The organism is Rhizobium leguminosarum (assembly GCF_001679785.1).
In the GTDB taxonomy this organism is placed as follows: domain Bacteria; phylum Pseudomonadota; class Alphaproteobacteria; order Rhizobiales; family Rhizobiaceae; genus Rhizobium; species Rhizobium leguminosarum_R.
In genome coordinates this window covers 2,305,006-2,328,622 of sequence record NZ_CP016286.1, presented here as the reverse complement: position 1 = coordinate 2,328,622, position 23,617 = coordinate 2,305,006, and the positions used below count along the sequence as shown (strand labels likewise).

At 61.1% G+C, this 23,617-nt stretch carries 24 protein-coding genes and 1 riboswitch; of the genes, 13 read left to right on the top strand and 11 right to left on the bottom strand.

All coding sequences use genetic code 11. The features are described 5' to 3' along the window. Nucleotides 1-319 precede the first annotated feature (319 nt). The 3 genes from BA011_RS11665 to BA011_RS11655 all read left to right on the top strand — a co-directional run bounded on the left by BA011_RS11665 (nucleotide 320) and on the right by BA011_RS11655 (nucleotide 2,985). Complete coding sequence (locus BA011_RS11665; RefSeq protein ID WP_032992104.1) at nucleotides 320-721, top strand: hypothetical protein; 402 nt, start codon at nucleotides 320-322, stop codon at nucleotides 719-721. 89 nt (nucleotides 722-810) lie between these two features. Beyond that, nucleotides 811-1,518: a methyltransferase family protein gene (locus tag BA011_RS11660; protein WP_186806546.1), complete on the top strand. Its 708-nt coding sequence runs from the start codon at nucleotides 811-813 to the stop codon at nucleotides 1,516-1,518. Between the two features lie 270 nt (nucleotides 1,519-1,788). Next, nucleotides 1,789-2,985 (top strand): IS256 family transposase, encoded by a 1,197-nt coding sequence (locus BA011_RS11655; protein WP_065279141.1) that lies wholly within the window; start codon nucleotides 1,789-1,791, stop codon nucleotides 2,983-2,985. Between the two features lie 140 nt (nucleotides 2,986-3,125). On the opposite strand, the gene BA011_RS11650 is transcribed toward BA011_RS11655, so the two are convergent. Both BA011_RS11650 and BA011_RS11645 read right to left on the bottom strand, forming a co-directional pair. Beyond that, the gene (locus tag BA011_RS11650) at nucleotides 3,126-3,656 is read right to left on the bottom strand and encodes a gamma carbonic anhydrase family protein (protein WP_065280581.1); all 531 of its coding nucleotides are present in this window, start codon (nucleotides 3,654-3,656) and stop codon (nucleotides 3,126-3,128) included. 10 nt (nucleotides 3,657-3,666) lie between these two features. Then, nucleotides 3,667-4,362 (bottom strand): fumarylacetoacetate hydrolase family protein, encoded by a 696-nt coding sequence (locus BA011_RS11645; RefSeq protein ID WP_065280580.1) that lies wholly within the window; start codon nucleotides 4,360-4,362, stop codon nucleotides 3,667-3,669. A 284-nt stretch (nucleotides 4,363-4,646) separates the two neighbouring features. Here BA011_RS11645 and BA011_RS11640 point away from each other — a divergent pair, with 284 nt between their 5' ends. After that, the gene (locus BA011_RS11640) at nucleotides 4,647-5,414 is read left to right on the top strand and encodes a nucleotidyltransferase domain-containing protein (protein WP_065280579.1); all 768 of its coding nucleotides are present in this window, start codon (nucleotides 4,647-4,649) and stop codon (nucleotides 5,412-5,414) included. Between the two features lie 15 nt (nucleotides 5,415-5,429). On the opposite strand, the gene BA011_RS11635 is transcribed toward BA011_RS11640, so the two are convergent. Together BA011_RS11635 and BA011_RS11630 are read right to left on the bottom strand one after the other, a co-directional pair. Next, nucleotides 5,430-7,400, bottom strand: a complete 1,971-nt coding sequence (locus tag BA011_RS11635; RefSeq protein ID WP_065280578.1) for a CHASE2 domain-containing protein — start codon at nucleotides 7,398-7,400, stop codon at nucleotides 5,430-5,432. Continuing rightward, nucleotides 7,400-11,116 carry a FecR domain-containing protein gene (locus BA011_RS11630; protein WP_065280577.1) on the bottom strand — a complete coding sequence of 1,239 codons (3,717 nt, stop codon included), beginning with the start codon at nucleotides 11,114-11,116 and terminating at the stop codon, nucleotides 7,400-7,402. The genes BA011_RS11635 and BA011_RS11630 overlap by 1 nt, the downstream gene beginning before the upstream one ends. Before the next feature lie 130 nt (nucleotides 11,117-11,246). On the opposite strand from BA011_RS11630, the gene BA011_RS11625 reads away from it, so the two are divergent. Then, nucleotides 11,247-11,786 (top strand): Pycsar system effector family protein, encoded by a 540-nt coding sequence (locus BA011_RS11625; protein ID WP_027668719.1) that lies wholly within the window; start codon nucleotides 11,247-11,249, stop codon nucleotides 11,784-11,786. Between the two features lie 80 nt (nucleotides 11,787-11,866). On the opposite strand, the gene BA011_RS11620 is transcribed toward BA011_RS11625, so the two are convergent. Then, entirely contained in the window at nucleotides 11,867-12,355 is a 489-nt protein-coding gene (locus BA011_RS11620; RefSeq protein ID WP_065280576.1) for a RidA family protein, read from the bottom strand. Beyond that, nucleotides 12,349-13,074, bottom strand: a complete 726-nt coding sequence (locus tag BA011_RS11615; protein WP_065282506.1) for an SDR family NAD(P)-dependent oxidoreductase — start codon at nucleotides 13,072-13,074, stop codon at nucleotides 12,349-12,351. Before BA011_RS11615 ends, BA011_RS11620 begins: the two co-directional genes overlap by 7 nt. A 194-nt stretch (nucleotides 13,075-13,268) precedes the next feature. On the opposite strand from BA011_RS11615, the gene BA011_RS11610 reads away from it, so the two are divergent. The 3 genes from BA011_RS11610 (at nucleotide 13,269) to BA011_RS11600 (ending at nucleotide 16,603) form a co-directional block, all read left to right on the top strand. Beyond that, the gene (locus tag BA011_RS11610; RefSeq protein WP_065280575.1) at nucleotides 13,269-14,171 is read left to right on the top strand and encodes a LysR family transcriptional regulator; all 903 of its coding nucleotides are present in this window, start codon (nucleotides 13,269-13,271) and stop codon (nucleotides 14,169-14,171) included. A 113-nt stretch (nucleotides 14,172-14,284) separates the two neighbouring features. Continuing rightward, entirely contained in the window at nucleotides 14,285-15,061 is a 777-nt protein-coding gene (locus BA011_RS11605) for a DUF1194 domain-containing protein (RefSeq protein WP_065280574.1), read from the top strand. A gap of 207 nt (nucleotides 15,062-15,268) precedes the next feature. Next, nucleotides 15,269-16,603 (top strand): ISNCY family transposase, encoded by a 1,335-nt coding sequence (locus BA011_RS11600; protein WP_065279157.1) that lies wholly within the window; start codon nucleotides 15,269-15,271, stop codon nucleotides 16,601-16,603. Between the two features lie 248 nt (nucleotides 16,604-16,851). On the opposite strand, the gene ampC is transcribed toward BA011_RS11600, so the two are convergent. Beyond that, nucleotides 16,852-18,009, bottom strand: coding sequence for a class C beta-lactamase (ampC, locus tag BA011_RS11595; protein ID WP_065280573.1), 1,158 nt, complete (start codon nucleotides 18,007-18,009; stop codon nucleotides 16,852-16,854). 123 nt (nucleotides 18,010-18,132) lie between these two features. Here ampC and BA011_RS11590 point away from each other — a divergent pair, with 123 nt between their 5' ends. Continuing rightward, nucleotides 18,133-19,017: a LysR family transcriptional regulator gene (locus BA011_RS11590; RefSeq protein WP_065280572.1), complete on the top strand. Its 885-nt coding sequence runs from the start codon at nucleotides 18,133-18,135 to the stop codon at nucleotides 19,015-19,017. Nucleotides 19,018-19,108: 91 nt separating this feature from the next. On the opposite strand, the gene BA011_RS11585 is transcribed toward BA011_RS11590, so the two are convergent. Continuing rightward, on the bottom strand, nucleotides 19,109-19,477 hold the full coding sequence (locus BA011_RS11585; protein WP_186806545.1) for an antibiotic biosynthesis monooxygenase family protein: 369 nt from the start codon (nucleotides 19,475-19,477) through the stop codon (nucleotides 19,109-19,111). Between the two features lie 98 nt (nucleotides 19,478-19,575). Here BA011_RS11585 and BA011_RS11580 point away from each other — a divergent pair, with 98 nt between their 5' ends. Next, nucleotides 19,576-20,052 carry a MarR family winged helix-turn-helix transcriptional regulator gene (locus BA011_RS11580; RefSeq protein ID WP_065280570.1) on the top strand — a complete coding sequence of 159 codons (477 nt, stop codon included), beginning with the start codon at nucleotides 19,576-19,578 and terminating at the stop codon, nucleotides 20,050-20,052. Continuing rightward, nucleotides 20,033-20,194: a hypothetical protein gene (locus tag BA011_RS41540; RefSeq protein WP_237352655.1), complete on the top strand. Its 162-nt coding sequence runs from the start codon at nucleotides 20,033-20,035 to the stop codon at nucleotides 20,192-20,194. Before BA011_RS11580 ends, BA011_RS41540 begins: the two co-directional genes overlap by 20 nt. A 212-nt stretch (nucleotides 20,195-20,406) precedes the next feature. Here the strand turns inward: BA011_RS41540 and BA011_RS11575 are convergent, their stop codons facing one another. After that, nucleotides 20,407-21,096: a VOC family protein gene (locus tag BA011_RS11575; protein ID WP_065280569.1), complete on the bottom strand. Its 690-nt coding sequence runs from the start codon at nucleotides 21,094-21,096 to the stop codon at nucleotides 20,407-20,409. A 259-nt stretch (nucleotides 21,097-21,355) separates the two neighbouring features. Further along, on the bottom strand, nucleotides 21,356-21,790 hold the full coding sequence (locus tag BA011_RS11570) for a 6,7-dimethyl-8-ribityllumazine synthase (RefSeq protein ID WP_065280568.1): 435 nt from the start codon (nucleotides 21,788-21,790) through the stop codon (nucleotides 21,356-21,358). A gap of 78 nt (nucleotides 21,791-21,868) precedes the next feature. Next, a riboswitch (FMN riboswitch) is annotated at nucleotides 21,869-22,011 on the bottom strand. 244 nt (nucleotides 22,012-22,255) lie between these two features. Between BA011_RS11570 and BA011_RS11565 the strand changes: the two genes are divergently transcribed. Both BA011_RS11565 and BA011_RS11560 read left to right on the top strand, forming a co-directional pair. After that, entirely contained in the window at nucleotides 22,256-22,702 is a 447-nt protein-coding gene (locus BA011_RS11565; protein ID WP_020050677.1) for an SRPBCC family protein, read from the top strand. A gap of 185 nt (nucleotides 22,703-22,887) precedes the next feature. Then, nucleotides 22,888-23,196 (top strand): GCG_CRPN prefix-to-repeats domain-containing protein, encoded by a 309-nt coding sequence (locus BA011_RS11560; protein ID WP_065280567.1) that lies wholly within the window; start codon nucleotides 22,888-22,890, stop codon nucleotides 23,194-23,196. A gap of 114 nt (nucleotides 23,197-23,310) precedes the next feature. Here the strand turns inward: BA011_RS11560 and BA011_RS11555 are convergent, their stop codons facing one another. Further along, entirely contained in the window at nucleotides 23,311-23,535 is a 225-nt protein-coding gene (locus tag BA011_RS11555) for a hypothetical protein (RefSeq protein ID WP_017961130.1), read from the bottom strand. Nucleotides 23,536-23,617 lie beyond the last annotated feature (82 nt).

Sequence of the window (23,617 nt, the reverse complement as noted above, 5' to 3'; positions counted from 1 at the left end):
CTCATGGCGAACCGGCAAACCAGCCGCCCGCTTTCCGGGATGAAAACGGCGTGGTCTTCGGGCCAATTAGGTAGAGATATCGAGCCCGCGCCGAAAAACACAAGGGGACATTGACGTGACTGCCACATAGGACAATGACGAAATCGGTAGCAGGTTGCGGGAAATTCGACGAAGAATTGTGTGCACAAGGGGGTGCTCAGCGCGTGGTTAATGTAAGAATCGGAAACACTTTGTGACTAAGTGTCTCCAAAAGCAGCGTTTTTTGACTTGCTGCGCGCGAAGACATGACGGATATTGTTTAAACGTTGAGGAAGCCGTCATGATTAGAATGATTGAAAACCCTGCCGAACTGGCTGGCGAAGATATCACCGGCAAATATATTCTCCGGAGGCTGAACTATCACTGGTTCGCCTACGGCAAGGCGGCTATCGTGACCGCCTGCAAGGGAACGATCCTGCAGCTTGAGCGGGAAGAGACGGTCTATTCCGAGCGTTGGGGACGTCGCGCCTATACGGGCGCCGGCAGGCGTTATCCCGGCGGCATCTGTCCGATTTCTGCGGTCGCCTGCGTTTGCGATACGCCTGATGACGTCAATGCCGTCATTCAATTGGATGTCGAAGCGCAGGACGAATTCTATCAGCTGATCGCGAAGGCCGAGGCCAGGGTTCAGGCTCTTGCCTCATCCTCACGAAACAGCCAATTTCTCGAAGCCGCCGAGTAAGGCGATTTTTTCAATGAAATCCGCCATGTGCAGCGTCCTTCTGCGCGTCTAAAAGGACGCTCGGCGCTGTAATGGAACGGAGAGCGATCATGATACAGCGGGACATCCGGCCCGGTCACTCATTCGCCGCGGCGCCATCGCTCGGATCGCTCGCCATCACCATTGCCGTGATGTTTGTAGCGCTGTTCTGGCCGGCCGGCACGCTCGACTGGCCGCGCGGCTGGATTTTTCTCGGCCTGTTCCTTGTGCTGACTGCTGTCGCAATCATCTGGATCTGGCGGACGAATCCGGAGCTGTTTGCGGCGCGCAGCCGATACCAGAAGGGTACCAAATCCTGGGACGCCGTGGTGGCGACGCTGACGATCGTTCTCCTTGCTGCCATTCTTCCGGTCGGCGCATTCGATGACGGACGTTTCCACTGGGCGCCGCAGCCCGATTGGGTCGTCTTTATCGGCTATCTCCTGATGACATCAGGTTATCTCGGCCTGACCTGGGCGCAATCGGTCAACCGGCATTTCGAGCCGACGGTGCGCATTACGGCCGACCGCGACCACAAGGTGATCGACACCGGACCCTACGCCGTAATCCGCCATCCCGGATACGCAACCGCCATCGTGCTCAGCGCCGGCATGGCGCTGTCGCTCGGATCGCTCTACGCGCTGATCCCCGCCGGCCTGCTCGTCGTCGTCCTCTTCGGCCGCACGCTCGGCGAGGAGGCCGAACTGCGCAAGGGCCTCGAAGGCTATGCGGAGTACATGGAGCGTGTGCGGTGGCGCTGGATTCCGGGGGTGTGGTGAGCGGCGGAGGCGGGCGGAGAGGGCGCCTGACCACCCGCCCCCGTCCTTCGAGGCTCCGGCCTTTGGCCTGCGCACCTCAGATGAGGGCTGATCGGTGTGCCGTGTGGTTGGGAGGCTGATGGGTGTCTGGCAGGCTGATGAATTCGCGACCGTCATCCGTCGTCCTTCTCTCAGGTAGTGTGCGGAAGGTTCTGCAAATTCACTGAGAGGGGCGGTCATGGCAGGCTGGTGATGTTCAACGTCACCTGATTCCCTGGAAGGAACGCCACCATGACCAAGACAGAAGATAAGACTGCTGTTGCTACCGTCAAAGACATTCTGCTTTCGAACCCCGATGGGCTGCACGAGGTGCTGCGCGCGGTGATGCAGGAGGTCCTTGAAGCCGAGATGGACGAGGCTTTGGGAGCCGCGAAAGGCGAACGCACGCCCGAGCGGCTCGGCTACCGCTCCGGCCATTACGGCCGCACGCTGATAACGCGGGTGGGCAAGTTGGAACTCAGGGTGCCGCAGGACCGCTCGGGACACTTCTCCACCGAGCTGTTCGAACGCTACCAGCGCTCGGAGCGGGCGCTGGTCGCCACGCTGGCCGAGATGTATGTGCAGGGGGTGTCGACGCGCAAGGTCAAGGCGATCACCGAAGAACTGTGCGGGCATGCGTTCTCGGCCTCATCGATCTCGGCGATCAACAAGCGGCTCGATGAAAGCCTAAAGGCCTTTGCCTGCCGCCCGCTTCAAGAGCCCTTTCCCTATCTCATCCTCGATGCCCGTTATGAGAAGGTCAGAGAGGGCGGCGTCGTCAGGAGCCAGGCGGTGCTGATCGCCGTCGGCATCGACTGGGACGGCCGGCGGCAAATCCTGTCCGTCGAGATGGCCGGCCGCGAGAGCCGCTCGGCCTGGAAGGACTTCCTGTTGGGATTGAAAGCCCGCGGCCTCAAGGGTGTCGAGTTCGTCGTCTCCGACGATCATGCCGGCCTCGTCGCGGCGATCGGCGAAGTCATTCCGGAAGCCGCCTGGCAGCGCTGCTATGTGCACTTCCTGCGCAATGCGCTCGACCATCTGCCACGCAAGCACGGCGACGATTGCCTGCAGGAACTGCGATGGATCTACGACCGGCGCGATCTCGCCGAGGCGAAAACCGATCTTTCCGCCTGGCTTGGCAAATGGTCGGGAAAATATCCACGGCTGACCGGCTGGGTCGAGGAAGCCATCGAGCAGACGCTCACTTTCTTCCGGCTACCGCGCACTCACCACAAGCATCTCAAGAGCACCAACATGCTCGAGCGCCTCAACGAGGAAATCCGTCGTAGAACCTACGTCGTGCGCATCTTTCCCAACACCGAAAGCTGCCTGCGCCTGGTCAGGGCGCTTGCCGTCGAAACCCACGAAAACTGGATGGAGGCCAATCGATACATCAACATGGACGATCTCAGAGAGCATAAGAAACTCGCTCTCCGCAATGCCGCATGACCAGTCTCATGACCGCCCTTTTTGCTGAACTTGACGCACATAACCTTCTCTCACCCGCGGCCCTCTCTCCAGCCTCATCCTGAGGTGCCCCGCAGGGGCCTCGAAGGACGGGGCTGGTCACCTGCCGCCGAGGTACCCAATCACCCGATCTGTTTGAGATCGCGGGCGAAGCGTTGCCAGTTGGCGACGTAGTTTTCTGCCGAGCGACGGATGGCCTCGATTGCCGCCTCGTCGAGCACGCGCACTGCGCGGGCAGGTGCGCCGACGATCAGGGAGTTGTCGGGGAATTCCTTGCCTTCGGTGACCAGCGCATTGGCGCCGACGAGGCAGTTGTTGCCGATCTTCGCACCATTCAGGATGGTGGCGCCCATGCCGATCAGCGTGTTGTTGCCGATGGTGCAGCCGTGGAGGATGGCGTGGTGGCCGATGGTGCAGCCTTTGCCTGTTGTCAGCGGGAAGCCGATGTCCGTATGGGCCATCACGCCTTCCTGGATGTTCGTGCCTTTGCCGACGGTGATCGGCTCGTTGTCGCCGCGTAGCACGGCGCCGAACCAGATGCCGACATTCTCGCCGAGTTCGATCTGGCCGATGATGTTGGCATCCGGTGCGATCCAATAGAGGCCGGCTGCGGGCAGTTTCGGCGTCGATCCGCCAAGCGCGTAGACGGGCATGGCTTCCTCCTCAGACGACCTCGACCGATAGCGTGGCGACGCCGTCGATACCGCAATTGATGCGATCGCCCCTGGCCACCGCGCCGACGCCGGCGGGCGTGCCGGTCATGATGATATCGCCGGCTGCGAGAGTGAAGAGCTTCGACAGTTCGGCGATGATCTCCGGCACCTTCCAGATCATCTGGTTGAGATCGCCGTCCTGCACGCGCTTGCCGTTCTGTTCCAGCCAGATCTTCGCCTGCGCGGGGTGGCCGAGGCGGCTGGCCGGAACGATTGGGGAGATAGGGGCGGAATGTTCGAAGGCCTTGCCGATCTCCCAGGGACGACCAAGCTTCTTTGCCTCGCCCTGGAGGTCGCGACGGGTGAAATCGATGCCGACGGCATAGCCGTAGACGCAGTCTAGCGCGTCCGCGGCCTGGATGTTTGCGCCGCCTGATTTCAGCGCCAGCACGCATTCGACCTCGTAATGCACGTCGTTCGACAGTGACGGATAGGGAAAGGCCTTGCCGGCCGGCAGCAGGTTGTCGGCATTCTTCTGGAAGAAGAAGGGCGGCTCGCGGCTGGGATCATGCCCCATCTCGATCGCATGGTCGGCATAGTTGCGCCCGACGCAATAGACGCGGCGCACCGGAAAACGCTCGGCGCTGCTTTCGACCGGCAACAACACCGGTTGCGGAAGCGGGATGACGGTGGCGGGATCGGACATGGGCGGGCTCTTCCTGTTTCGAGTCTTGATGCATCTTAGACGCAAAACATCGCGCCGGGAAAGCCGTCCTTGGCGTCCGGCTTCGGTGCATTGACGCTGTCGCGGCCGCGGGTTAACCTTAGCCATGAGCAGGATATTTGCAGTTTCGATGACGTCTACGACCACCGCGCCGCGGTGGGTGGTAGACGCGTGAACTGAATTCCGTTCATTGCTGCTGAAACCAACCCGCCGGAAACGAGCGGGTTTTTTGTTCCCGCCTGTGCCCCGTATTCGAGGACGAGATCGTGGACGATATCCAGAAACATGTTCTTGCGGAGCGGGCACTGGCCGTCGCCCGCCGCTGCATCGCCCGCCGCTATGCCGGGGCAGCATTCGCCTATGTCGCCGGCTCCATCATGCGAGGCGAAGGCACCGCCTTTTCGGATATCGATCTAGTCGTGGTATTTCCGTCGCTCCAAAGAGCTTGGCGGGAATCGTTCAGCGCGGATGAGTTTCCAGTCGAAGCCTTTGTCCACGATCCGCAGACGCTGGCGCATTACCTCCATCAGGACGCAGACAGCGGCTATCCCATCATGGTCAACATGGTGGCGACAGGCTGTATAGTGGGATTGGATATCGACAGCGCGCGCGTCATCCAGGCAAAGGCGGCAAGTATGCTGGCGGCAGGACCGAAACCTCCTGCCGGGGCGGACTACGACATGCTGCGTTACCAGGTCACCGATTTGGCCGATGACCTGCGCGGCGCCCGCCCGCCCGAAGAGGTCGCTGCCATCGCCGCACTTCTCTACCAGAAGCTGGCCGACCTGATTCTGCTCGGACGCGGCGCATGGACCGGCCGCGGAAAATGGGCGCCGCGCCTCATGAAGAAGCTCGATGCGCAACTGGCAGCCGAATTCGACGCGGCGTTCAGTCTGGCGGCAGCGGGCGACGGCGCCCAGTTTCTGGCTTTGGCCGATCGGGAGCTTGCCTTGCATGGCGGCCGTTATTTCGAGGGGTTCAGACGGGATGCGCCGCTGGAAGCGCGCCGCCTGGGAAGTATCGATTTGCGTTGACTGCATTCTGCTCGGTCATTCCTCGCCGGACTCGACCAGCGCCTCGCGGACGATCGCGTAATAGCCGGCAAGCTCAGAGATATCGGCGGCCAACCTGTCGAAGGCGGGATCGGATGGCACAAGGGTGCCGGCGTATTTCGCCGCGATGAAGGCCTGGTGGGCGGCAAGGGCTTCGGCTTCGGCCTTGTGCACGACGGTATAGACCGGCGAAGGTACGGTGCGACCTTTGACGATGATGCGATCGAGCTCAGCGACCGTGTAGGTGCCGGCGACCAGCCTTGCGGTCTCCTCGCCGAGCAGCAGGGCCACGCCATAATTCTTCGAGGCGCCTTCGAGGCGGGAGGCGAGGTTGACGCTGTCGCCGAGGCAGGAATAATCGAAGCGGCGGGTCGAGCCCATATTGCCGACGATGCATTCGCCGGTGTTGATGCCGACGCCCATCTTCAAGACGTGGGGCTTGCCGCCGCGTGCTGCGGCTTCCCGTTCCAGCTCACGGTTGAGGTTCGAAATCGCGGCCTGCATGGCGAGCGAGGCTTTGACTGCGTGGAGCGCATGCTCGGGATCGTCGAGCGGCGCGTTCCAGAAGGCCATGATGCAATCGCCCATATATTTGTCGATCGTCCCGCCATGGTCCATCACCACGTCGGAAAGCGGCGTCAGCAAGCGGTTGATCAGGCCGGTCAGTTGCTCCGGATCATCCTTCAGCGTCTCGGCGATGGTGGTGAACCCACGCACATCGGAAAACAACACCGACAGCATGCGCCGCTCGCCGCCGAGCTTCAGCTGCGAGGGATCGCTCGACAGGCGCTTGACGAGATCGGGCGAGATATATTGGGCAAAGGCGCGGGTGATTTGGCGCTTGTTGCGGCGCTCCTCGGCAAAGTCGAAGGCGGCCTGGCCGAAAACGACGGAGATATAGGCGACGGTCGGGCCGAGCGGCGAGACGAAGAGATGGGCAAGCCGCATGCCGGCGGCACTGACGGCAGCGAAGGCGAGGAGGGCCGCCGCGCTGGTCACGATCGTCAGCCATCCGGTTGCGCGCCAGACGGTGGTTGCGGCCAGCAGCACCGATATCAGGATGCAGGCGGCGACCGTCGGCAGCCGGGCCTCCGCGATCGACAGGCCGCTGCGGATATTGTCGTAGATCGTCGCCTGGATCTCGACGCCGGAGACGAGCTTGCCGGTATGGACGGTGTAGGGCGTCGCGAAGGCATCGACGCCGCCTTTGTCGATGGCGGGCGCATTCTGCAGGCTGAGGCCGACCAGCACGATGCGATCCTTGAAATAATCCGGCGGCAGCAGGTTCTTCGGGTCGAGCGCCTGATAGTAGGAGACGGTGGGATAGCTGCGGGCCGGGCCGAAGGACTGGATGAGCCGGCCGGCCGGCAAGGTCTCGGGGGCGACGCCGGCGACCTTGGTCAGCATGGCGGCAAAGCCGTCCTCGTAGCCCGGGATGCGCCGGAAGGTGCCGTCGCCGCTGAGTTCGACGGAGGCGATGCCAGTCACGGCACCTGCCTCGGTCAGCTGCGGCAGCGGGGCCGCACGGATCAGTTGCGAGGCCTGCGGCGTTTCGATCAGCGTTTCGTCGCCGGCAAGCACGGTATCGGGGCCGACCGCTTTGGTGATCGCCACGTCATTATCGGGGTTCGAGGGCTCGGCCATGATGATGTCGAAGCCGATGACGCGGGCGCCGGCGGCGCGCAGCTGGCTGATGAGCTCGGCATGCAGGCTGCGCGGCCAGGGCCATTGCGCATTGATATCGGCAAGCGAGGGTTCGTCGATCGCGACGATGACGGGTCCGCCGGGTGGCGGACGGGGATCGTCCACGGTCGAGAGATAGTCGAAGCTTCTGAGCTCCAGCAGCGACCAAGCGGGCAGGCGCGACAGGAGCGAGATGGCAATCAGCGTCGTCAGCGACAGCACCAGCAGCCTGAGATGGCGGCTCCTGGTCTGCCCTGCCTGCCGCGACTTCTCCTGCGGCCGCATCAGAAGCGAACTTTGAGCGTGCCCTTGAAAGCGCGGCCCCAGCCGGGCACTCCGGGCGTGATCTCGAAGTCCTCGTCGAGCAGGTTATAGGCGGCCGCCTCCAGCTCGATGCGCTTGTCGAACGGTTCCCAGACCAGGTGGGCGTCGAGGCTCCAGTAATCGTCGAGCTTGGTGCCGAACCGATCGCCATCGCGCTCGCCGATATAGTTGGCGGCAACCGTTGCCTTGACCTTGGCTTCGTTGACCCAGGTCAGCGCAATCTGCCCGGAATTCTGCGGTATGAAGGGAAGGGGGCCGCCATAGATCGGCTCAAGCGGATCCCGGTTTTCCGAATCCATATAGGCATAGGTAGCCGAAAGGCCGAAACCATGGCCGAGCACGACGTTTGCGGTAACGGCAGCGCGATCGATGCGGCCGCGCGAGATCGGCAGGCTCGTATCCGACGGAAGCGAGATCATCGGAAAATCGATCGAGAAATCATGCAGTTCCTGGTGCTGATACTCGACCGAGGTGAAGAATCGATCGGTCCATTCGGCATCCCACTGCAGGGCGACCGTATCCGTGTAGCCCTGCGGATTGGCGGAAAACTGGTTGGCCTGAAGCCCGAGGACGCCGATGGGGGCAAGGGTCGGAATTCCAATATCAAAGCTCTGACGCATGAAGGCAGCACGCAGCCAGTGGTTTTGAACCGGCGCCCAGGCGAGGCCGAAGCGCGGCTCCAGCCGGCTGATGTCGATGCCATCGCCCTCCAGGCGCGTGGCGAACAAGGCGTATTCGCCCTTGAGGTCCGGCGTGATCTCATGCAGCACATCGATATAGCCGCGGCCGATATCGATGGTGTTCTCGGTACGATCGGTAGGAGCTGTCAAGCCTAGGAGCGTCGTATCGACCGTGCTGCTGGCATCCAACCAGCCGCCTTCGATGCCGTAGCGAAAGGTCAAAGGCCCGGCACCTATGGAATGGCTCAAAGCGCCGATATAGGTTTGGGATTCGGTCTCCTGAGTGACGTTGGTAAAGGGAATGATGAAGGGAACCCCTCTGCCGATAAACACTGGGTCCAGGTCGACATCAAGCACGCTGTTCGTATTCGATTTGCTTCCCGAATAAAGCAGTGCTCCATTCAACACGTTTTCATACGCAAACGTGTGGCTCCAGCCGATGCCGGCATATGTGCTTTCTCGTAGAGTCTCCTCTGTCGTGTAAAGAGGCAGCGGGATAGGGACACGGAACAGGAGTTCCATGAACCCGGTGTTTGACGACAAGGCGCTCAGCGCTCCATCATTCTTGCCATGGTTGACGAAGGCTACCACGCGATCATCAGGCGTGACCGTTGCCGTCAGATAACCGTTGGCGCTCAGCAGCTTGTTGTCCGTCTGGACACCGCCGAAATCCTGGTAGTCGCGGTCGAGCGCCAGCTCTTCCCAGGTCAAGTTGCCATAGAAGCTGATCGGGATCGTCGCGTTCGAATAACCTTGGATATCGGCCTCGCCGATGCGTCTCGTATGGCCGTCGACACTGTTGATGCCGCCGCCGAGCGAACCTTCGATGAAGGGCACATCGAACAGCGTTGCCGAGCGCGAACGGCCGGAAAGCATGTGCGGCGAAAGCAGCAGGCCCTGGATGAAGGATGAGTAGCTCGACGCGTTGCCGCGGTTCTGGATGATATTGTCGTCGCTGAAGCTAGTCGCGTTGACGAAAGGAAAGATGCTGCCTTTGATCGATTGATCGATATAACCGGTGCCGTTGAAGGGATCAAAGACGGCATCGCCGTAGTAGCGGCCCCAGGCATCCAATCCTTGCAGGCGGAAGGCGTCATTCAGTGTCGAACCGGCGCTCGCATTGGCGCCGAGGCCGCTGTAATCGCCGCCGCGGGCGCGCGAGCGGCGCAGGAATTCCTGCGCGTTGCGGATCGCGCCGTCGGCGTCGTAGTCGTCGATATCGACGGCGGTGCGGAAGGCCGAGATAACCGGGTCGTTGTTGTCGAGCCGGTCGGCATTGTCGAGCGCCTGCTGGGAAGGAATGCGGTCGCCTTTTTCGTAATGGGCGGCGGCGAGCATCAGCTGTGATTGCGAATGCGCCGGGTTGGCGGTGCCGGCGGCGAGCAAATCTTGCAGCGCCTTGTCGCGCTCGCCAGTTTGCAGGTAGTATCGGCCACGGGCGAGCAGGGCAATATCGAAGGATGAATCGAGTGCAATTGCCGTGTCGATCTCGTGCTTGGCTTCCTTCATGCGCCCCTGATCGAGATAAAGGATCGAGAGATTCGCGCGCAGCAACGGGTCCTGCGGATCGAGCTCGATCGCCTTCTTGAAGGCCTTTTCCGCTTCGCCATTGGCATCGCGCGAGCCTTGCAGCAGGCCGAGAGAATTCAGCGTGCCTGAGGCGCCGGGGGCAAGCGCGATGGCGCGGTTCAGGTCCGCGAGCGCGCCGTTGATATCGCTTTCATAACTTGCCTTGTAGCCTGCACGGGCGGAGAGCGCCATCGGATGATCAGGGTCGAGCGACAGCGAGCGTTCTATCGCTTCCTTCATCTGCTCACGGTCATCGGTGAGCTGCGCCAGCTGGGCGCGGACCGCCGGCAGGGTCGGATCACCGGGGTATCGCTGCTCCGCTTTCCTGATGATATCGATCGCAGCGCGCGGATTCTCAAGGAAGCCAGCGGTATATGCCTGCATGATCGCGCCGTAGGGGCCGGTGGTGTTGGCCGGCGGCGGTTCGGCATGGGCGGGGTCGGCCAGCGAACGGGCGAAATAGCCGCCATATTGGGCCATGTTGCGGCGTGTCGGGTCGAGATGCGGCAGGGCCTTCTGGAAGAGCTTGGCGGCATCGCCATAACGCTTTTCCGAGCCGGCGATGGTGGCGTCGATCAGGTCGACGCGCGCCTGCTGGGCTGCCGTCAGTTTGCGGCCGCGGATATTCTGCAGCGTTGCGGCTGCAGCCTGGCGTCCGTCGAAGGCGCTCTGCACTTCGGCAAGTTCCAGCCAATCTTCGGTGGTGCGGCGCTCCGGCGGCAGCCCTAACAGGCGGCGGCGTTCGGTCGCCATGCGGTCGGCCCGCAGCGGCGAAGTCGGCATCAGGTCGAAGCCGTCGCGCAGGTCCAGATAGAAGAGCATCTGTTCGCGGTCGTCAGGATTGACGCTGATGACCTTGCTCGGCGCCTGGCCGATGGTCGCGACCGCCCCTTCGCCCTCGTTCACCTCGACGCTGCCCTGCGGGTTGCTGAGCGCCACGCGGCCTTCGAGCACGATCATCGAGGTCTTGGCGCCCTCGACGGTCATCGTCCAGTCCGTGCCGCGGATAGCGGCGGCGGCGGCCGGTGTTTCCACCGTCAGGCCCTGGCCACCGCGCTCGGCGCGTGCCCAGATGGTGCCGGATTGGAGATTGAGCACGGTATCGCCGCCGGCAGCCATCTTCTTGACCTGCAGCGAGGAATTGCGGCCGAGGCGGACCTGAGTGTGGTCGGAAAAAACGATGGCGAGCTGACCGTTGGCGTTGGTGCGCAGCACGTCGCCGGTCAAAAGATCCTGCTTGATGTCGACGACGCGCCAGTCCGACACGTCGATGAAGCGGACTTCCTCGCCGATCTTGCGGGCGATGACGGAGCCGGCGACCGGCGTGGCACGCGGCACGGGATCGGCCATCGCCGGCAGCCCGAAACCGGGCACGGCAAACGCCAGCGCCATGCCGACGCGACTGATGTTACTGGAATAACCCCGCATGTCCTCGACCCCATACCCCACTTCCCCTTTGTCCGTGTAGAGTGGAAAAGTCAAGTATGTTGCGCACGTGTTCTTGCTTTCGTCGTCAAGTGTAATATCAGGGAAACACTTTAGGGTATGGAGTATTCAGGTGAGTGAATTTGAAAATGCCACTGAGGTTATGCTGAGCAAGCCCTCGAGCGGGGACGTCAGCACCGAGTATTTCGATCATATCAAGAAAATCAACGACATATTTTATGATCAGATCAAGATATCCGACCAAAAGGCTGCCTATATTTTTACTTTCATGCTCGCCTTTCTGGTGAGCTCCAGCGAGGTGAGGGCCGTGTTCAGCCTGGGGCGTTACACCGGCGGCACGCCGGGCAGCATGCTCTTTTCCGGCCTGCTTGCGGCAGCCTCGGTCTTCTCGATCCTGTCGGCAATTCTTGTTGTGCTGCCGCGGCGTCTCGGCACCTCCACCTCGCTATTCTGGGGCGCCTGGCCTGATCATCGCGATATGTTCTTCGAGGCCGCGCTACGCCGTGACGAGCGCTACCTCTTCGACCAGTATCTCGAAAACGCCAACATTCTCTCGGCCATCGCCCGCAACAAATATCGCTGCGTCACCTTCGCGTTTCGTGGGCTGATGGTAAGCGTGATCGCCTATGTGCTGCTGTTGATTGCCGTGTGAGGGAGTAGGCGGCGAAGCCAGCGAATGCGCTGAGCGCAGGCGGCCAAGAATGCAGGGCGCGCCGAGGCGCGCCCGCCCGTTCAATCTTCGATTTCGAGAACGAGCTCGAGCTCGATCGGCACGCCTAACGGCAGGCTGGACACGCCGAGGACGATTCGGCCGGAGAGTTTGTCTTCGCCGAAGACCTGGAGCAGCATTTCGGATGCCCCGTCGGCGACCTTTGGGTGGTCGCGAAAATCGCCTTCGGTGGCGATGTAGACGCCGAGCTTGACGACCTTCGCCACCCTGTCCAGCGAACCGAGATATTCCCTGGCGGCCGCAAGGGCGCTAAGGATCGCTGTCTCGGCGGCCTTCCTACCGTCTTCGGCCGTCAGCGCGCCGCCGACGCGGCCGATATAGCGGGGCTTGCGGTCGACGACCGGCAGCATGCCGCTGAAGAAGACCAGCTTGCCGGTTCTGACCGCCTCGACATAGGCGCCCAAGGGCGTCGGCGGTGGGGGAAGGGCGATGCCGAGATCCTGCAGCCGCCGTTCCGCGCCGGCTGCCTGCGCTTTTGCATGGTCTACCATTTGCCCAGATGTGCGCCGCCGTCGACGTGCAGCACCTCCCCAGTGACACGCGGAGCTTCGGTGAGGAAGACGACCGCATCGGCGATCTCTTCGACATTGGAAATGCCTGCCATCGGCGACAGAGTGCTCAGGAAGTCCTTTGGATTGTCCTTGTGCAACGGCGTGTCCACCACGCCGGGAGCGACGATATTGAATCGAATTCGCTCGTTCGCATATTCCATCGCCAGGTTCTTGGAAATCGCGTTGATGCCGCCCTTTGTCATCATCGAAACCGAGGCGGAAAAGCCGGCGATCGGATGGTCGGTCAATGGCGTGGTAATGCTGACGACGCTGCCGCCGGTTTTCTGCGCAAGCATCTGCCTGACGACCTGCTGCGTCAGGTGAATGAAGCCTTCGAGATTGGTCGAGGACAATTTCTCGAAGTCGGCCATCGTGAACTCGACAAAAGGTTTGGCTAGAAAAATGCCGGCATTGTTGACGAGTGCGTCGATCGAGCCGAAGCGATCGATCGCAGTCCTTGCCACCAGCGCTGCTGTTTCGGCATCGCCGATGTCGCCATCGACGAGCTCCAGCCTGTCCGAGGCTTGGAAAGCCTCCGAGGCGCTGACCTGGCGCGAGGTGGCAACGACATTGTAGCCGCGCTGGATGAAGGCGTTGACGAGGCCGGCTCCGATACCCTGGGAGGCGCCCGTGACGATGACTGTTTTTCTCGTAGTCATGCTGATCTCCATAATCTGGTTCGGGCAACGCGGGCCTTGCGGTTGCAAAGGCGGGGTCGCTCGAGATGGGGCTGCTGCGAATGCGCCTCCATCGGGTTGTGGTTGTTTTCGCAAGGTGAATATGGCGAAAACTCCATTACCCGATTAGATGGAAATATCTGGATTCTCTTTTGCACGCATGCAAAAATGAGCGCATGGCCGATCTGAACGATATCGCCGTTTTCGTGAAGGTGGCGCAGTATGGCAGCTTCAGCCGCGCTGCCCATTCCCTCGGCATGCCGGTATCGACCGTCAGCCGGAAGGTGACGTCGCTGGAGGAGCAGCTCGGCGTGACGCTCATCCAGCGGACGACCCGCAAGTTGAGCCTGACCGCGCAGGGCCGGGCCTATTACGACAGGTGCAGCGAACCGCTCGCCCATCTCGTCGACGCCGAGCAGGCGCTCACCGAGACACAGAGAAAACCGGAAGGTCTGCTGAAGATCTCCGTGCCCGTCATCTTCGGGCAGGAGGTCTTCTACGAATTCATCTCATCCTTCCTGAAGACCTATCCCAATATCCAGATCGATCTCTTCGTCACCAACCTGTTTCTCAATCTAGTCGCCGAGAATGTCGATCTCGGCATCCGCTTCGGCGACCTCAAAGATTCGACTATCGTGGCGCAGCGGCTCGGCAAGAGTGTGCGCTATCTGGTCGCCGCACCGGACTATCTGAAGGGCAGGGTGCTTCCCTTGAAGCCCGAAGAGCTGAAAGACCATCAGTGCGTGCTTTTGAACGGCCGCAACGGCGAGGCGGAATGGCATCTCGTGAGCGGTCGCAAATCGGTTCGCCTGCATGTGTCGGGGCCGGTATCGAGCAGGGATTTCGATGCGGTGAGCGCCTTCACCTATCGCGGACATGGCATCGGCCTGCTGCCTTCGACCTATTGCGACGAACAGATCAGAAGAGGCGAACTCGTCCGCCTGCTGCCGGACTGGTCGTCCGATGAAATTTTCGTGCACGCCGTCTATCCTACGCGCCGCTTCCTGCCCTCCCGATTGCAGGTCTTTCTCGAGGCGCTGAAAGCATGGAAGAACCCTTTGTGGCTTCCCTTGCATTGAGGCTTTTCGATTCCATCACCGAAAATTGAAGCCGCGCGCGCGGCTGAGCGATCTGCGTCGGCCAAGCTGTGTTAGAGTTCGCAGGCTTGCATGGCGCAGGGATTGGATTGCCAATGCTGACGACACTTGCGGTGCTTATGAGTCTTTCCGGCATCGTCCCCATCGCGCAAGCGGGGGGAAGCGAGGTCGATGTGACCCTCGTACTTGCCGTCGACACCTCGCGGTCTATGGATTTCGAGGAGATCGGCATCCAGCGCGAGGGTTATGTCGAAGCGCTCAAGCACAAGGAATTCATCGACGCGGTGCAGGGCGGGCTGACCGGCCGCATAGCCATCAGCTATTTCGAATGGGCAGGCTATGTCGTCCGGGATTCGGTGATCGACTGGCAGGTAATCGAGACGGAAGAGGATGCGGCCGCTTTTGCCGACAAGCTCGAAGCCCGGCCGATTGCCACGCAACGGCGCACATCGATCTCCACCGCGATCGCCCAGGGCGCCAGCATGATCGTTTCCAGTCCTTTCCAGTCCAGGCGGCAGGTGATCGATGTCTCCGGCGATGGGCCGAACAATTCCGGCGATCCCGTCACCCCCGCCCGCGACAAGGCGATAGAAGCCGGCATGATCATCAATGGCCTCGCCATCATGCTGCGGCCATCCGATGCGCCCAACGGGCTCGACAAATATTATGCGGATTGCGTGATCGGCGGTCCCGGCGCCTTTGTGCTGCCGGTCCGCAAAATAGAGGATTTCGCCGTTGCCGTGCGCCGCAAGCTGGTGCTGGAGATCAGCGGCATTTCCCCGGCGGCGACGGTGCAGAAAACAGCCGGCGCCGGGACGGGCACCGACTGCCTGATCGGTGAGAAGCAATGGCGGGATATCTTCGACCGCTGATGCCAGAACAGGATGATTTTAGGCCGGGTCGGTCTAAAATCTCAATCCTGTTCTGAATTACATAGTTAGTGCCCGTCCACAAACGGTAAACCACTGAAATTATTGGAGGAATAGCGATATTGCGACGGGCAAAGCCCGGCGGTTTCAGGTATACTTTAGATCAAGCCATTGATTCTAAAGACAAACCCGCAACCGCCGGAGCCGACAATGCGCCAAGAACGCACCGTCCAAGCCAATATATTCGATCTTTTCGCCGAACACGAGATCGGCCGCGAGCTGAAAGCCATGTCGCAATGGCTGGATGAGCATCGTGATCTGCTCGGGCTGGTAGCGCAGGACCTGCGCCGCCACGGCGTCAAGGAGACCGGCCGCGAGGGCCTGCCGGCGGAGGCCGTGCTGCGTTGCGCCCTGCTCAAACAACACCGTCAGTTGAGTTATGAGGAGTTGGCCTTTCATCTGGAAGATTCCGCCTCGTTCCGGGCCTTTGCCCGGCTGCCGTGGGGGTGGAACCCGAAGAAGTCGGTCTTGCACAAGACGATCAGCGCGATCCGGGCCGGGACCTTTGAAGCGATCAATCGCGTGCTGTTGACGAGCGCCCGGCAGGACAAGGTGGAACGCGGCAAGGTCGTGCGCATCGACAGCACCGTCACTTCGGCGCTGATGCACGAACCGAGCGACAGTAGTCTTTTGTGGGACTGCGTGCGGGTGATGGTGCGGCTGTTGCAGCAGGCGGCTTCCTTGGGCAGCGCCATCTCATGGCACGATCACTGCCGCGCGGCGAAGAAGCGATCCCGGGCGATCCAATTTACCCGCGGTCGTCCGAAACGAGTTCAGCACTATCGCGCGCTGCTCAGGATCACGCGCACCACCTTGAGCTATCTCGAACAGGCGGCGGCGCAACTGCCCTTGGCGGCGGGCCCGGCGGTCGAACTCTGGCAGGCCCAACTCCGCCACTATAAGCCGCTGATCGAACGGATCATCGCCCAGACCGAGCGGCGGGTCCTGGCCGGCGAGGCGGTGCCGGCTGGCGACAAGCTGGTCAGTTTGTTCGAGCCGCATGCCGACATCATCGTCAAAGGCAGCCGCGACGTCGAGTATGGCCATAAGATCAATTTGACCACCGGCACAAGCGGGCTGATCCTCGACCTCGTCGTCGAAACCGGCAACCCGGCCGACAGCGAGCGCTTGCTGCCGATGCTGGAACGCCACATCGGCATCTGGGGCGAGGCGCCGCGTCAGGCGGCGGCCGACGGCGGCTATGCCAGCCGCGATAATTTGAGCCGAGCCAAAGCCTGGGGCATCTGCGACATGGCCTTCCACAAGAAGTGCGGCCTCAGGATCGAAGACATGGTCAAGAGCCGCTGGGTCTATCGCAAGCTGCGCAACTTCCGCGCCGGCATCGAGGCCGGCATCTCCTGCCTCAAACGCGCCTACGGCTTGGGGCGCTGCACCTGGCGTGGGCTCGACCACTTCAAGGCTTATGTCTGGTCCTCGGTGGTCGCATACAATCTCGCCCTCTTCGCCCGCCTCAGGCCGACCTGACATCCCATGTCGCCAGCCAAAACCGGACCGGCGTGACGCCGGCAGTTGCCAATGCGCGCATGTCCACCAGAAATCCTGGCCGCCGCAATTAGCACCCATGAGCCACACCGCATGGCTTCAAAGCGGCCACCAAGCGGAACCCAAGTGCGCTGCAAGCTCAAGAAAACCAGCGTTTATGGACGGAAACTAGTTAGAGCATGATGTCGTCCGAAAACCGCGCACACTTTTCGGCATCATGCTCTACCGGGTCAGCGCGCCGAAGTTATTTCAGTCAGTATCTGGTAAGCGGCGGAGACACGGTCCTCATTGGGATAGTTTTTGTTGGCCAGAATGACGATGCCAACTCGCTCTTTCGGGATGAACGCGACATATGCGCCGAAACCATTCGTTGAGCCGGTTTTATTGATCCAGACATCGTCGCGCGGTTTCATTGCCGGCATCAGTTGCTTGACGGGAATGGTCTTGAGCATCGCGCTCGAATTGTTGTCCATCAACGTCGTCAATGTCGCGGGATAGGAATACTGTTCCCAAATAAGGCCCTGGGTCATCGCGCCGACATCGAAGTATCCCGTGTGCGTATTGGTGATCGCCTGCTGGAGCTTATCGTCCAATTCGACCATTCCCATATTCGCGTCGATAAACCGGATCATGTCGCCTGCTGTGGATTTCACGCCATAGGCCTCGGACGAAAGAGTGGCGGGTGTCATCCGAGCCGGCTCGCCGCTTCGCTTGTAGCCTTGGGCATAGTCGGCCATCCTCGATTTCGGCACATTGATATACGTGCTCGTCAACCCGAGAGAAGGAAACAATTGGTCTTCCACAAGAGCTGCGAAATTTTTGCCCATGCTTTTTGCCGTTATATATCCGAGCATGCCGATGCTTGGATTGGTGTATGTTCGGTGCGTTCCGGCGGCATATGAGGGTTTCCAGCTTGCGAAGTACTCCATCAGCTGTTTTTCGGTTTTGACTTCATCGGGAACTTGCAGCGGAAATCCGCCAGCCGTGTGCGTGCCCAAATTCATCAGCGCGACATCGCCGAAGGGCCTTCCCTTCATCGACGGAAGATATTTGCTTGCCTTGTCCGACAGCGAAAGCCGGCCGGTCACGTCCGCGTAAGAGGTGAGGGTGACCGTAAAGGTTTTGCTGATCGATCCCAGTTCGAACATGGTCGCCGAGGTGACGGGCCTGCCCGTGTCCTTCGACTCGACACCGTAGTTGAAGATGTGGTCCTCTCCGTCAACGGCGATGGCAACGGCCATGTCCGGAATGCCGTATTTATCCATGATTGGTTTTATCGCGGCGTCCGAGATGGCTTTCAGTTTCAGCTCGTCAGCCGCAAAGCCACTTGTGGAAATGCATGTCGAGACCAATGCGGCCGATAGAATTCCTATCCAATCACGCTTCATTTCTTCATCCTCTCAAAGCAGCTTCATCAGCGCAAAGGCGCATGAGGACGGCATTTAATGGCACTGTTTTGCGGCAGCAAACGATGATATCTCGGAGGAGATCCAAGAAAATCTAGGGCTAAGATGGTTCGGCAATTCCTCCCTTTAAATGGCTTGAGGGCCTTCGAAGCATCGGCAAGACATCTCAGCTTCACCCGGGCCGCGATCGAGCTTTGCGTTACCCAGGCGGCTGTCAGCCAGCAGGTGAAAAGCCTGGAGAAGCGGTTGGGGGCTGCCCTTTTTCAGCGTCTCCCAAGAGGCTTGAAAATCACCGCTGAAGGCGAAGCTCTTTTGCCGACCTTGACCAATTCCTTCGATCAGATGGCGATCACGCTGGACCGGATTGAAGCCGGGCAGGTTCGGGAATTGCTGTTCCTGGGCGTGGTCGGGACGTTTGCCGTCGGCTGGTTGTTGCCAAGGCTTTCGGATTTTCAACGGCAGCACCCGTTCATCGATGTGCGCGTTTCGACAAACAATAATCGCGTCGATATGGCGGCCGAGGGACTGGACTTTGCCATTCGCTTCGGCAGCGGTTCCTGGCATGGCACAGAAGCGCTGCGTCTGTTCGACGCTCCGCTCTCTCCCCTGTGCGCGCCCAAATTGGCCGAGCGTTTGAGGTCGCCTGCAGACCTGGTCGAGGCGACGCTTTTGCGGAGCTACAGGGCGGACGAATGGAGCACCTGGTTCGCGGCAGCGAACGTTCCTCCGGCGGCGCAAATAAACGCCGGTATCGTCTTCGACTCTTCCCTGGCGATGATGGAGGCGGCCCTGCAAGGACTGGGGGTCGCTCTGGCACCGCCGTCGATGTTTTCCAGACATCTATCCTCGGGGGCTATCAGACAACCTTTTCCCACGACCATATCGCTGGGGAGTTATTGGCTAACCCGACTTCAATCAAGACCGCCAACAGCGGCCATGCTCGCATTTTCCGATTGGATAACGTCGCAGATGTCTTCCGCATCGCAATGAGCTTCCGGCGAGCCGGAGGCCGAGATCATCCCAACCGGCGTCAGCCTCGTGGCGCTCTCCTCTCGTCATGCCTCCACCGCTGCAGCTTTGCTTACGCCACGCAGATGCCCGGCACGGCGACCTTCTGGAAGAGATGCGGTGAGGCGACCGCCGAGGATGGATAGGCCGAGAGCTTCGCCCGAAACTCCGGATGCGAGAATGCCGCCCGGAAGTCGGCGGTCGATTCCCAGACGGCATAATTGAGATAAGCAGGACTTTCGCCGATGGCGCGGTGCATCTGGGTCGAGATGAAGCCCGGCTGCCGTTTCATGAAGGCGGCATCGGCCCGCCAGGCATCAAGGAAGGCCTGCTCGTCGGCCTTGTCGAGCGTGAAGAGGTTGATGAGGATGATCGCGGAGGCATCGATCGCGATTTGGCGATCGATCGGGAAGGCAGGGTCCATCGGGCGCATGAGCGACATGGTCGACTCCATCTGATTTGGTTACATGATGTCAATCTGGTGATACGGATACATATCCAGTTTGACACTATGATGTCAATATAGCTATATGGTGACAAATGGACGAACTTCAACGAACCCCGGCCGGAACAGCTTTGACCGACCTCATTCTGGATCTCTTCCGGCTCAACAACCGGATGATCAACGCCGGCGATAAGCTTGTCGACGGGCTCGGCCTGACCAGCGCCCGCTGGCATGTCCTCGGCACCGTCGTCACAGCAGGCCGGCCACAGCCGGTTGCGTGGTTGGCGCGCGACATGGGGGCCAATCGCCAGAACGTCCAGCGCATCGTCAACGATCTGGAGAAGGAAGGGCTTCTGGCGTTCCAGCCCAACCCGCACCACCGACGGGCACAGCTCGTCTTGCTGACGGACAAGGGAAAACAGGCATACGAAACCGCCATGCGTCTGCAGGCCCCCTGGGTCGACGGGCTCTCGGAAGGGCTTCAGGTCGAGGATCTCAAAATCACGCATGCCGTCATGAAGGCGTTGCGCAGCAAACTGGAAGGACATGGAGATGTTGAAGAGCAGGCCTGATCGCCATGGCGCAATAGCGGTTTCGATCCACTGGTTGAGTGCGATTCTGATCCTGGCGCTGCTCGGCTCCGGCTTCCGGGCCGCCAACGCCATGGATGCCGCGACCAAGGCAGGGCTGCTGCGCTTCCACATTCCGGCATAATTCCTTAAACAGGAGACGCAGATCGGCGAACCTACAAAGGAGCTGGCTACTGCCAAACCCAATTCGATGATCAACACTCACCAGGACCGGCTCGATGGTATGGTGGCCGCTGCACGCGGCAAAGACACGCGATGAAGTCCCGGCGCGGCACGTGCGGTACCCGCCGGGATGTTTCTCTCGAATGATGTCGCCGTCTGGTCGCCGCCCTTGCCCTATAAGGGCAGCTGCTTACCGGCCTGTTCGCTGACCATGTATTCGGCGTACCAGTCCGGCCAGTTCTCGTCGTGTTTGCCGCCGTTCCGTTTCTCGTGTTCGCCGTGCGCGGTCGCCGCACGGCGCATGGCTGACGCGAGATCGGTTGAGTTGGTGAATGTCGTCCCGTCGGTATCGATGCGTCCCGGCAGGCGCGTGGTGACTTCCTGGAACAGCCAGCCGTTGCCGTCGGGATCCTTGAAGGAGGCAAAGGAGCGGTAGCTGCGGTGATCGGGATCGCGGCCGGCAATGCGGAGCCGCCCGAACAGATAGGGTTCGTCCTTGCCGGCATAAACGCCGGCCGCGTCGTGGAACACTTCGCTCACCTCGACGCCGCGGGCGATGAGATCGCGGCGGGCGGCCTCGATGTCGGAGACGATAAGATAGAGCCCCTGGGCTGAGCCGGGGGCTGCGGCGGTGACGTTCTTGCCGAAGATGATCGCGCAGCCGGAGCCGGGCGGCGTAAACTGGATCACCCGAAAGTCGGCATCATTGGCGAAGTCGGCGTCGAGCCGCCAGCCCAAGCCGTCGTAAAAACGTTTGGCGCGGTCGACGTCGGAAACGGGGATGACGACCACCTCGAGCTTGGTGTCGACGGGCTGTGTTCTCGGGGTCTCAATGGGGGATTCGCTGCGCAGTGCATTGCTCATCTTAAGCTCCTTGGGTTCTGGATGTCTTGAGAATTGCGGACACGTGACGGGCCAAGTTGACCACGGCGCGGTGGGGTCGTCGAATCAATTATTCTGTCTGATTTGGCCGGTATTGGCGGATTCCGCTGCGACACACGGCGCGTCGCTCTCGATTCGTGCGGTTGGTGCGGTCATGTCGATCCGATGAGGCGGCGGGGTCGGTTCCCCGCCACCTTCGTCTGTCGTCCTGCGGCTCGTCGAGCCGGGGTGCAGGAAGTCCCTACGCAGCGAGAGCGGCGCGGGTTTTGCCAATCGTCAGAGCCGCCTTTGCTGCCTCGCGCCCTTTCTCGACGAAATGTGCTCGGTAGATCTGTTTGTGGTGCACGGTTTCCTGATACTGATGCGGCGTCAGCGAAACCGACAGCACCGGCACACCGGTATCCATGCCGGCGCGCATCAGCCCATCGACGACGGCCTGGGCGACGAATTCGTGGCGGTAGATTCCGCCGTCGACGACGAAGGCGGCGGCAACGACAGCGGCATAGCGTCCGGTTGCCGCAAGATCGCGCGACAGCAGCGGCATCTCGAATGCGCCGGGAACATCGAACACATCGATCTGCTCGGGCGGAATAAGCTGATGGAAGCCATCTAGGGCGCGGTCGACGATATCGGCGTGCCAGCTGGCTTTGACGAAGGCATAGCGGGTGGGTGTCATGGTAATCTCCTTTGGCGAACAGACACATCACCCAAGGCGATCACGAACGTCCCCGACAGCCGCAAGGGCGGCAGGAACGCACGTTCTCTTTCATCCGGACTATGACCGTCGGCTCAGGCATCTCACCTGATCTGCTGACCCTTCCTGAGAAGGCGCTCGCGGGCTCGCAATCTAAATTGCATACCGCCGGTAGGGACTTGCACCCCGCCCTGAGAACGGCGCGAACAATAGGGGGAAGGTGACGGGCTGGCAATAGGCCGAAATGCTTCGCGACTAATGCTGGATCAGCGCTCCCGACGCGGCGATTTCGCTTGTTGGTCGATCGCGACGGGCAAGCCCTCTTGCGGAGGATGGGCTTGCGCCTACATGCTGTGCGTGAGGACATTCACGTCAGAATAGCGGCAAGACAGGCTGCGCCGTCTCCACCGGAGACGGGCAGGGCCATGGAAACCATGGGAGAGAGAGATGCAAGACCCCTTTGTCGTCCACCGCGAGGCGCATATCGCGGCGCCGCCGGCTGCGGTGTTCGCGTTGATGACCGACCCGGAAAAGATCCTGCGCTGGATGGGAACGGAAGCGCAGGTCGAGCCGCAGCCCGGCGGGCTCTATCTCGTCAACGTTACCGGCGCGCGCTTTGCGCGCGGCTCGTTTCGCGAGGTGGTGCCGGTTCATCGCCTTGCCTACAGCTTCGGCTGGGACGGCAGCGAGGTGGTGCCGCCGGGGTCGAGCCTAGTCGAGATCGACCTGATCGAGCAGGGGGGCGGAACGCTGCTGCGGCTCACCCATAGCGGTCTGCCGAGCGCCGAGCAATGCGCCGGCCATGCGGAAGGCTGGGCACATTATCTCGGACGGCTGACCGAGGTCGCCGCCGGGGGTGATCCGGGTCCCGATCCTTTTTACGGCAGGACATGAACAATTTTTGCGGGCGGCGGGGCGGTTCTGAAGCGCTTGCCGTTGCGACAACAGCGGTCGGCGAGCGCTCTGACCAGCCGTGCGGAAGCGCTTCTTTTTCTCCCGCAAACATGAACGCGCAGTTCATCTCCAGTTCAATTTGGCGGTCATAAGGTGTGGACGGCTGGATTGAAATGGAGTTCTCGATGAAGGCACTTTCTATCGCGGCTGCCTTGCTCGCTGGCAGCCTCTCGTTCGGCACAGCGCAGGCGATGCCGATGGGGACAATCAATGTCCAGAGCAATGTCACAAAGGTCGACTACGCCTGCGGTCGCGGCTGGCATCTGACGCGCTGGGGCGAATGCCGGCGAAACTGGCGCCGCCCACCGCCGGTAGCTTTCTACGGTGGTCCGCCCCGCTGGGGCTGGGAGCGGCGTCACCGGGATTGGGATGGCCCGCGCTGGCGCCATGAGCGGCGCTGGGATCGCGACCGCCGTTGGCGGGATTATGATTAAGGGTCTTGCTTAGTTGGAGATGGACGAAGGCCGGGGCGATTTTCGCCCGGCCTTTTCTGATGAGACAGCTTCACGACGCTGACCGGCAGCGTCCTCCCGATTTGTCCGATACAGTCAGATCCTGCTGACGAGCCAGTACTTGTCGTCGATCAGCTCCTCGAGCTCGACCGGGTCCTTGACGCCGAATTCGAACCATTCGACGAGTTCCTTCGCCTTGCGGCTGCTCTCCTCCGCCGTCAGCTCGACCTGATGTCTTTCGCACCATCGCCGAAGGATCGACGTCAGCAGCGTCATGTCATTCCCATCCAGCGGATCTTTCGGCCAGAATATCGTGCCCATCGCACCCCTCAATCACACGATGACGAACGACCCTATAATGGAATCAAAGTCGCGCAAGTTTAAAGTGTTTATTTTTTGTTTT

Excerpts from the sequence above, each read along its gene's own strand:
- BA011_RS11600 (WP_065279157.1), top strand. The coding sequence starts at position 15,269 with ATGCGCCAAGAACGCACCGTCCAAGCCAATATATTCGATCTTTTCGCC.
- BA011_RS41540 (WP_237352655.1), top strand. The coding sequence starts at position 20,033 with ATGTTGAAGAGCAGGCCTGATCGCCATGGCGCAATAGCGGTTTCGATC.
- BA011_RS11650 (WP_065280581.1), bottom strand. The coding sequence starts at position 3,656 with ATGCCCGTCTACGCGCTTGGCGGATCGACGCCGAAACTGCCCGCAGCC.
- BA011_RS11620 (WP_065280576.1), bottom strand. The coding sequence starts at position 12,355 with ATGGTAGACCATGCAAAAGCGCAGGCAGCCGGCGCGGAACGGCGGCTG.
- BA011_RS11560 (WP_065280567.1), top strand. The coding sequence starts at position 22,888 with ATGAAGGCACTTTCTATCGCGGCTGCCTTGCTCGCTGGCAGCCTCTCG.
- BA011_RS11645 (WP_065280580.1), bottom strand. The coding sequence starts at position 4,362 with ATGTCCGATCCCGCCACCGTCATCCCGCTTCCGCAACCGGTGTTGTTG.
- BA011_RS11580 (WP_065280570.1), top strand. The coding sequence starts at position 19,576 with ATGGACGAACTTCAACGAACCCCGGCCGGAACAGCTTTGACCGACCTC.
- BA011_RS11635 (WP_065280578.1), bottom strand. The coding sequence starts at position 7,400 with ATGCGGCCGCAGGAGAAGTCGCGGCAGGCAGGGCAGACCAGGAGCCGC.
- BA011_RS11610 (WP_065280575.1), top strand. The coding sequence starts at position 13,269 with ATGGCCGATCTGAACGATATCGCCGTTTTCGTGAAGGTGGCGCAGTAT.
- BA011_RS11590 (WP_065280572.1), top strand. The coding sequence starts at position 18,133 with ATGGTTCGGCAATTCCTCCCTTTAAATGGCTTGAGGGCCTTCGAAGCA.
- ampC (WP_065280573.1), bottom strand. The coding sequence starts at position 18,009 with ATGAAGCGTGATTGGATAGGAATTCTATCGGCCGCATTGGTCTCGACA.
- BA011_RS11565 (WP_020050677.1), top strand. The coding sequence starts at position 22,256 with ATGCAAGACCCCTTTGTCGTCCACCGCGAGGCGCATATCGCGGCGCCG.
- BA011_RS11615 (WP_065282506.1), bottom strand. The coding sequence starts at position 13,074 with ATGACTACGAGAAAAACAGTCATCGTCACGGGCGCCTCCCAGGGTATC.
- BA011_RS11605 (WP_065280574.1), top strand. The coding sequence starts at position 14,285 with ATGCTGACGACACTTGCGGTGCTTATGAGTCTTTCCGGCATCGTCCCC.
- BA011_RS11570 (WP_065280568.1), bottom strand. The coding sequence starts at position 21,790 with ATGACACCCACCCGCTATGCCTTCGTCAAAGCCAGCTGGCACGCCGAT.
- BA011_RS11575 (WP_065280569.1), bottom strand. The coding sequence starts at position 21,096 with ATGAGCAATGCACTGCGCAGCGAATCCCCCATTGAGACCCCGAGAACA.
- BA011_RS11555 (WP_017961130.1), bottom strand. The coding sequence starts at position 23,535 with ATGGGCACGATATTCTGGCCGAAAGATCCGCTGGATGGGAATGACATG.
- BA011_RS11655 (WP_065279141.1), top strand. The coding sequence starts at position 1,789 with ATGACCAAGACAGAAGATAAGACTGCTGTTGCTACCGTCAAAGACATT.
- BA011_RS11665 (WP_032992104.1), top strand. The coding sequence starts at position 320 with ATGATTAGAATGATTGAAAACCCTGCCGAACTGGCTGGCGAAGATATC.
- BA011_RS11630 (WP_065280577.1), bottom strand. The coding sequence starts at position 11,116 with ATGCGGGGTTATTCCAGTAACATCAGTCGCGTCGGCATGGCGCTGGCG.
- BA011_RS11660 (WP_186806546.1), top strand. The coding sequence starts at position 811 with ATGATACAGCGGGACATCCGGCCCGGTCACTCATTCGCCGCGGCGCCA.
- BA011_RS11585 (WP_186806545.1), bottom strand. The coding sequence starts at position 19,477 with ATGTCGCTCATGCGCCCGATGGACCCTGCCTTCCCGATCGATCGCCAA.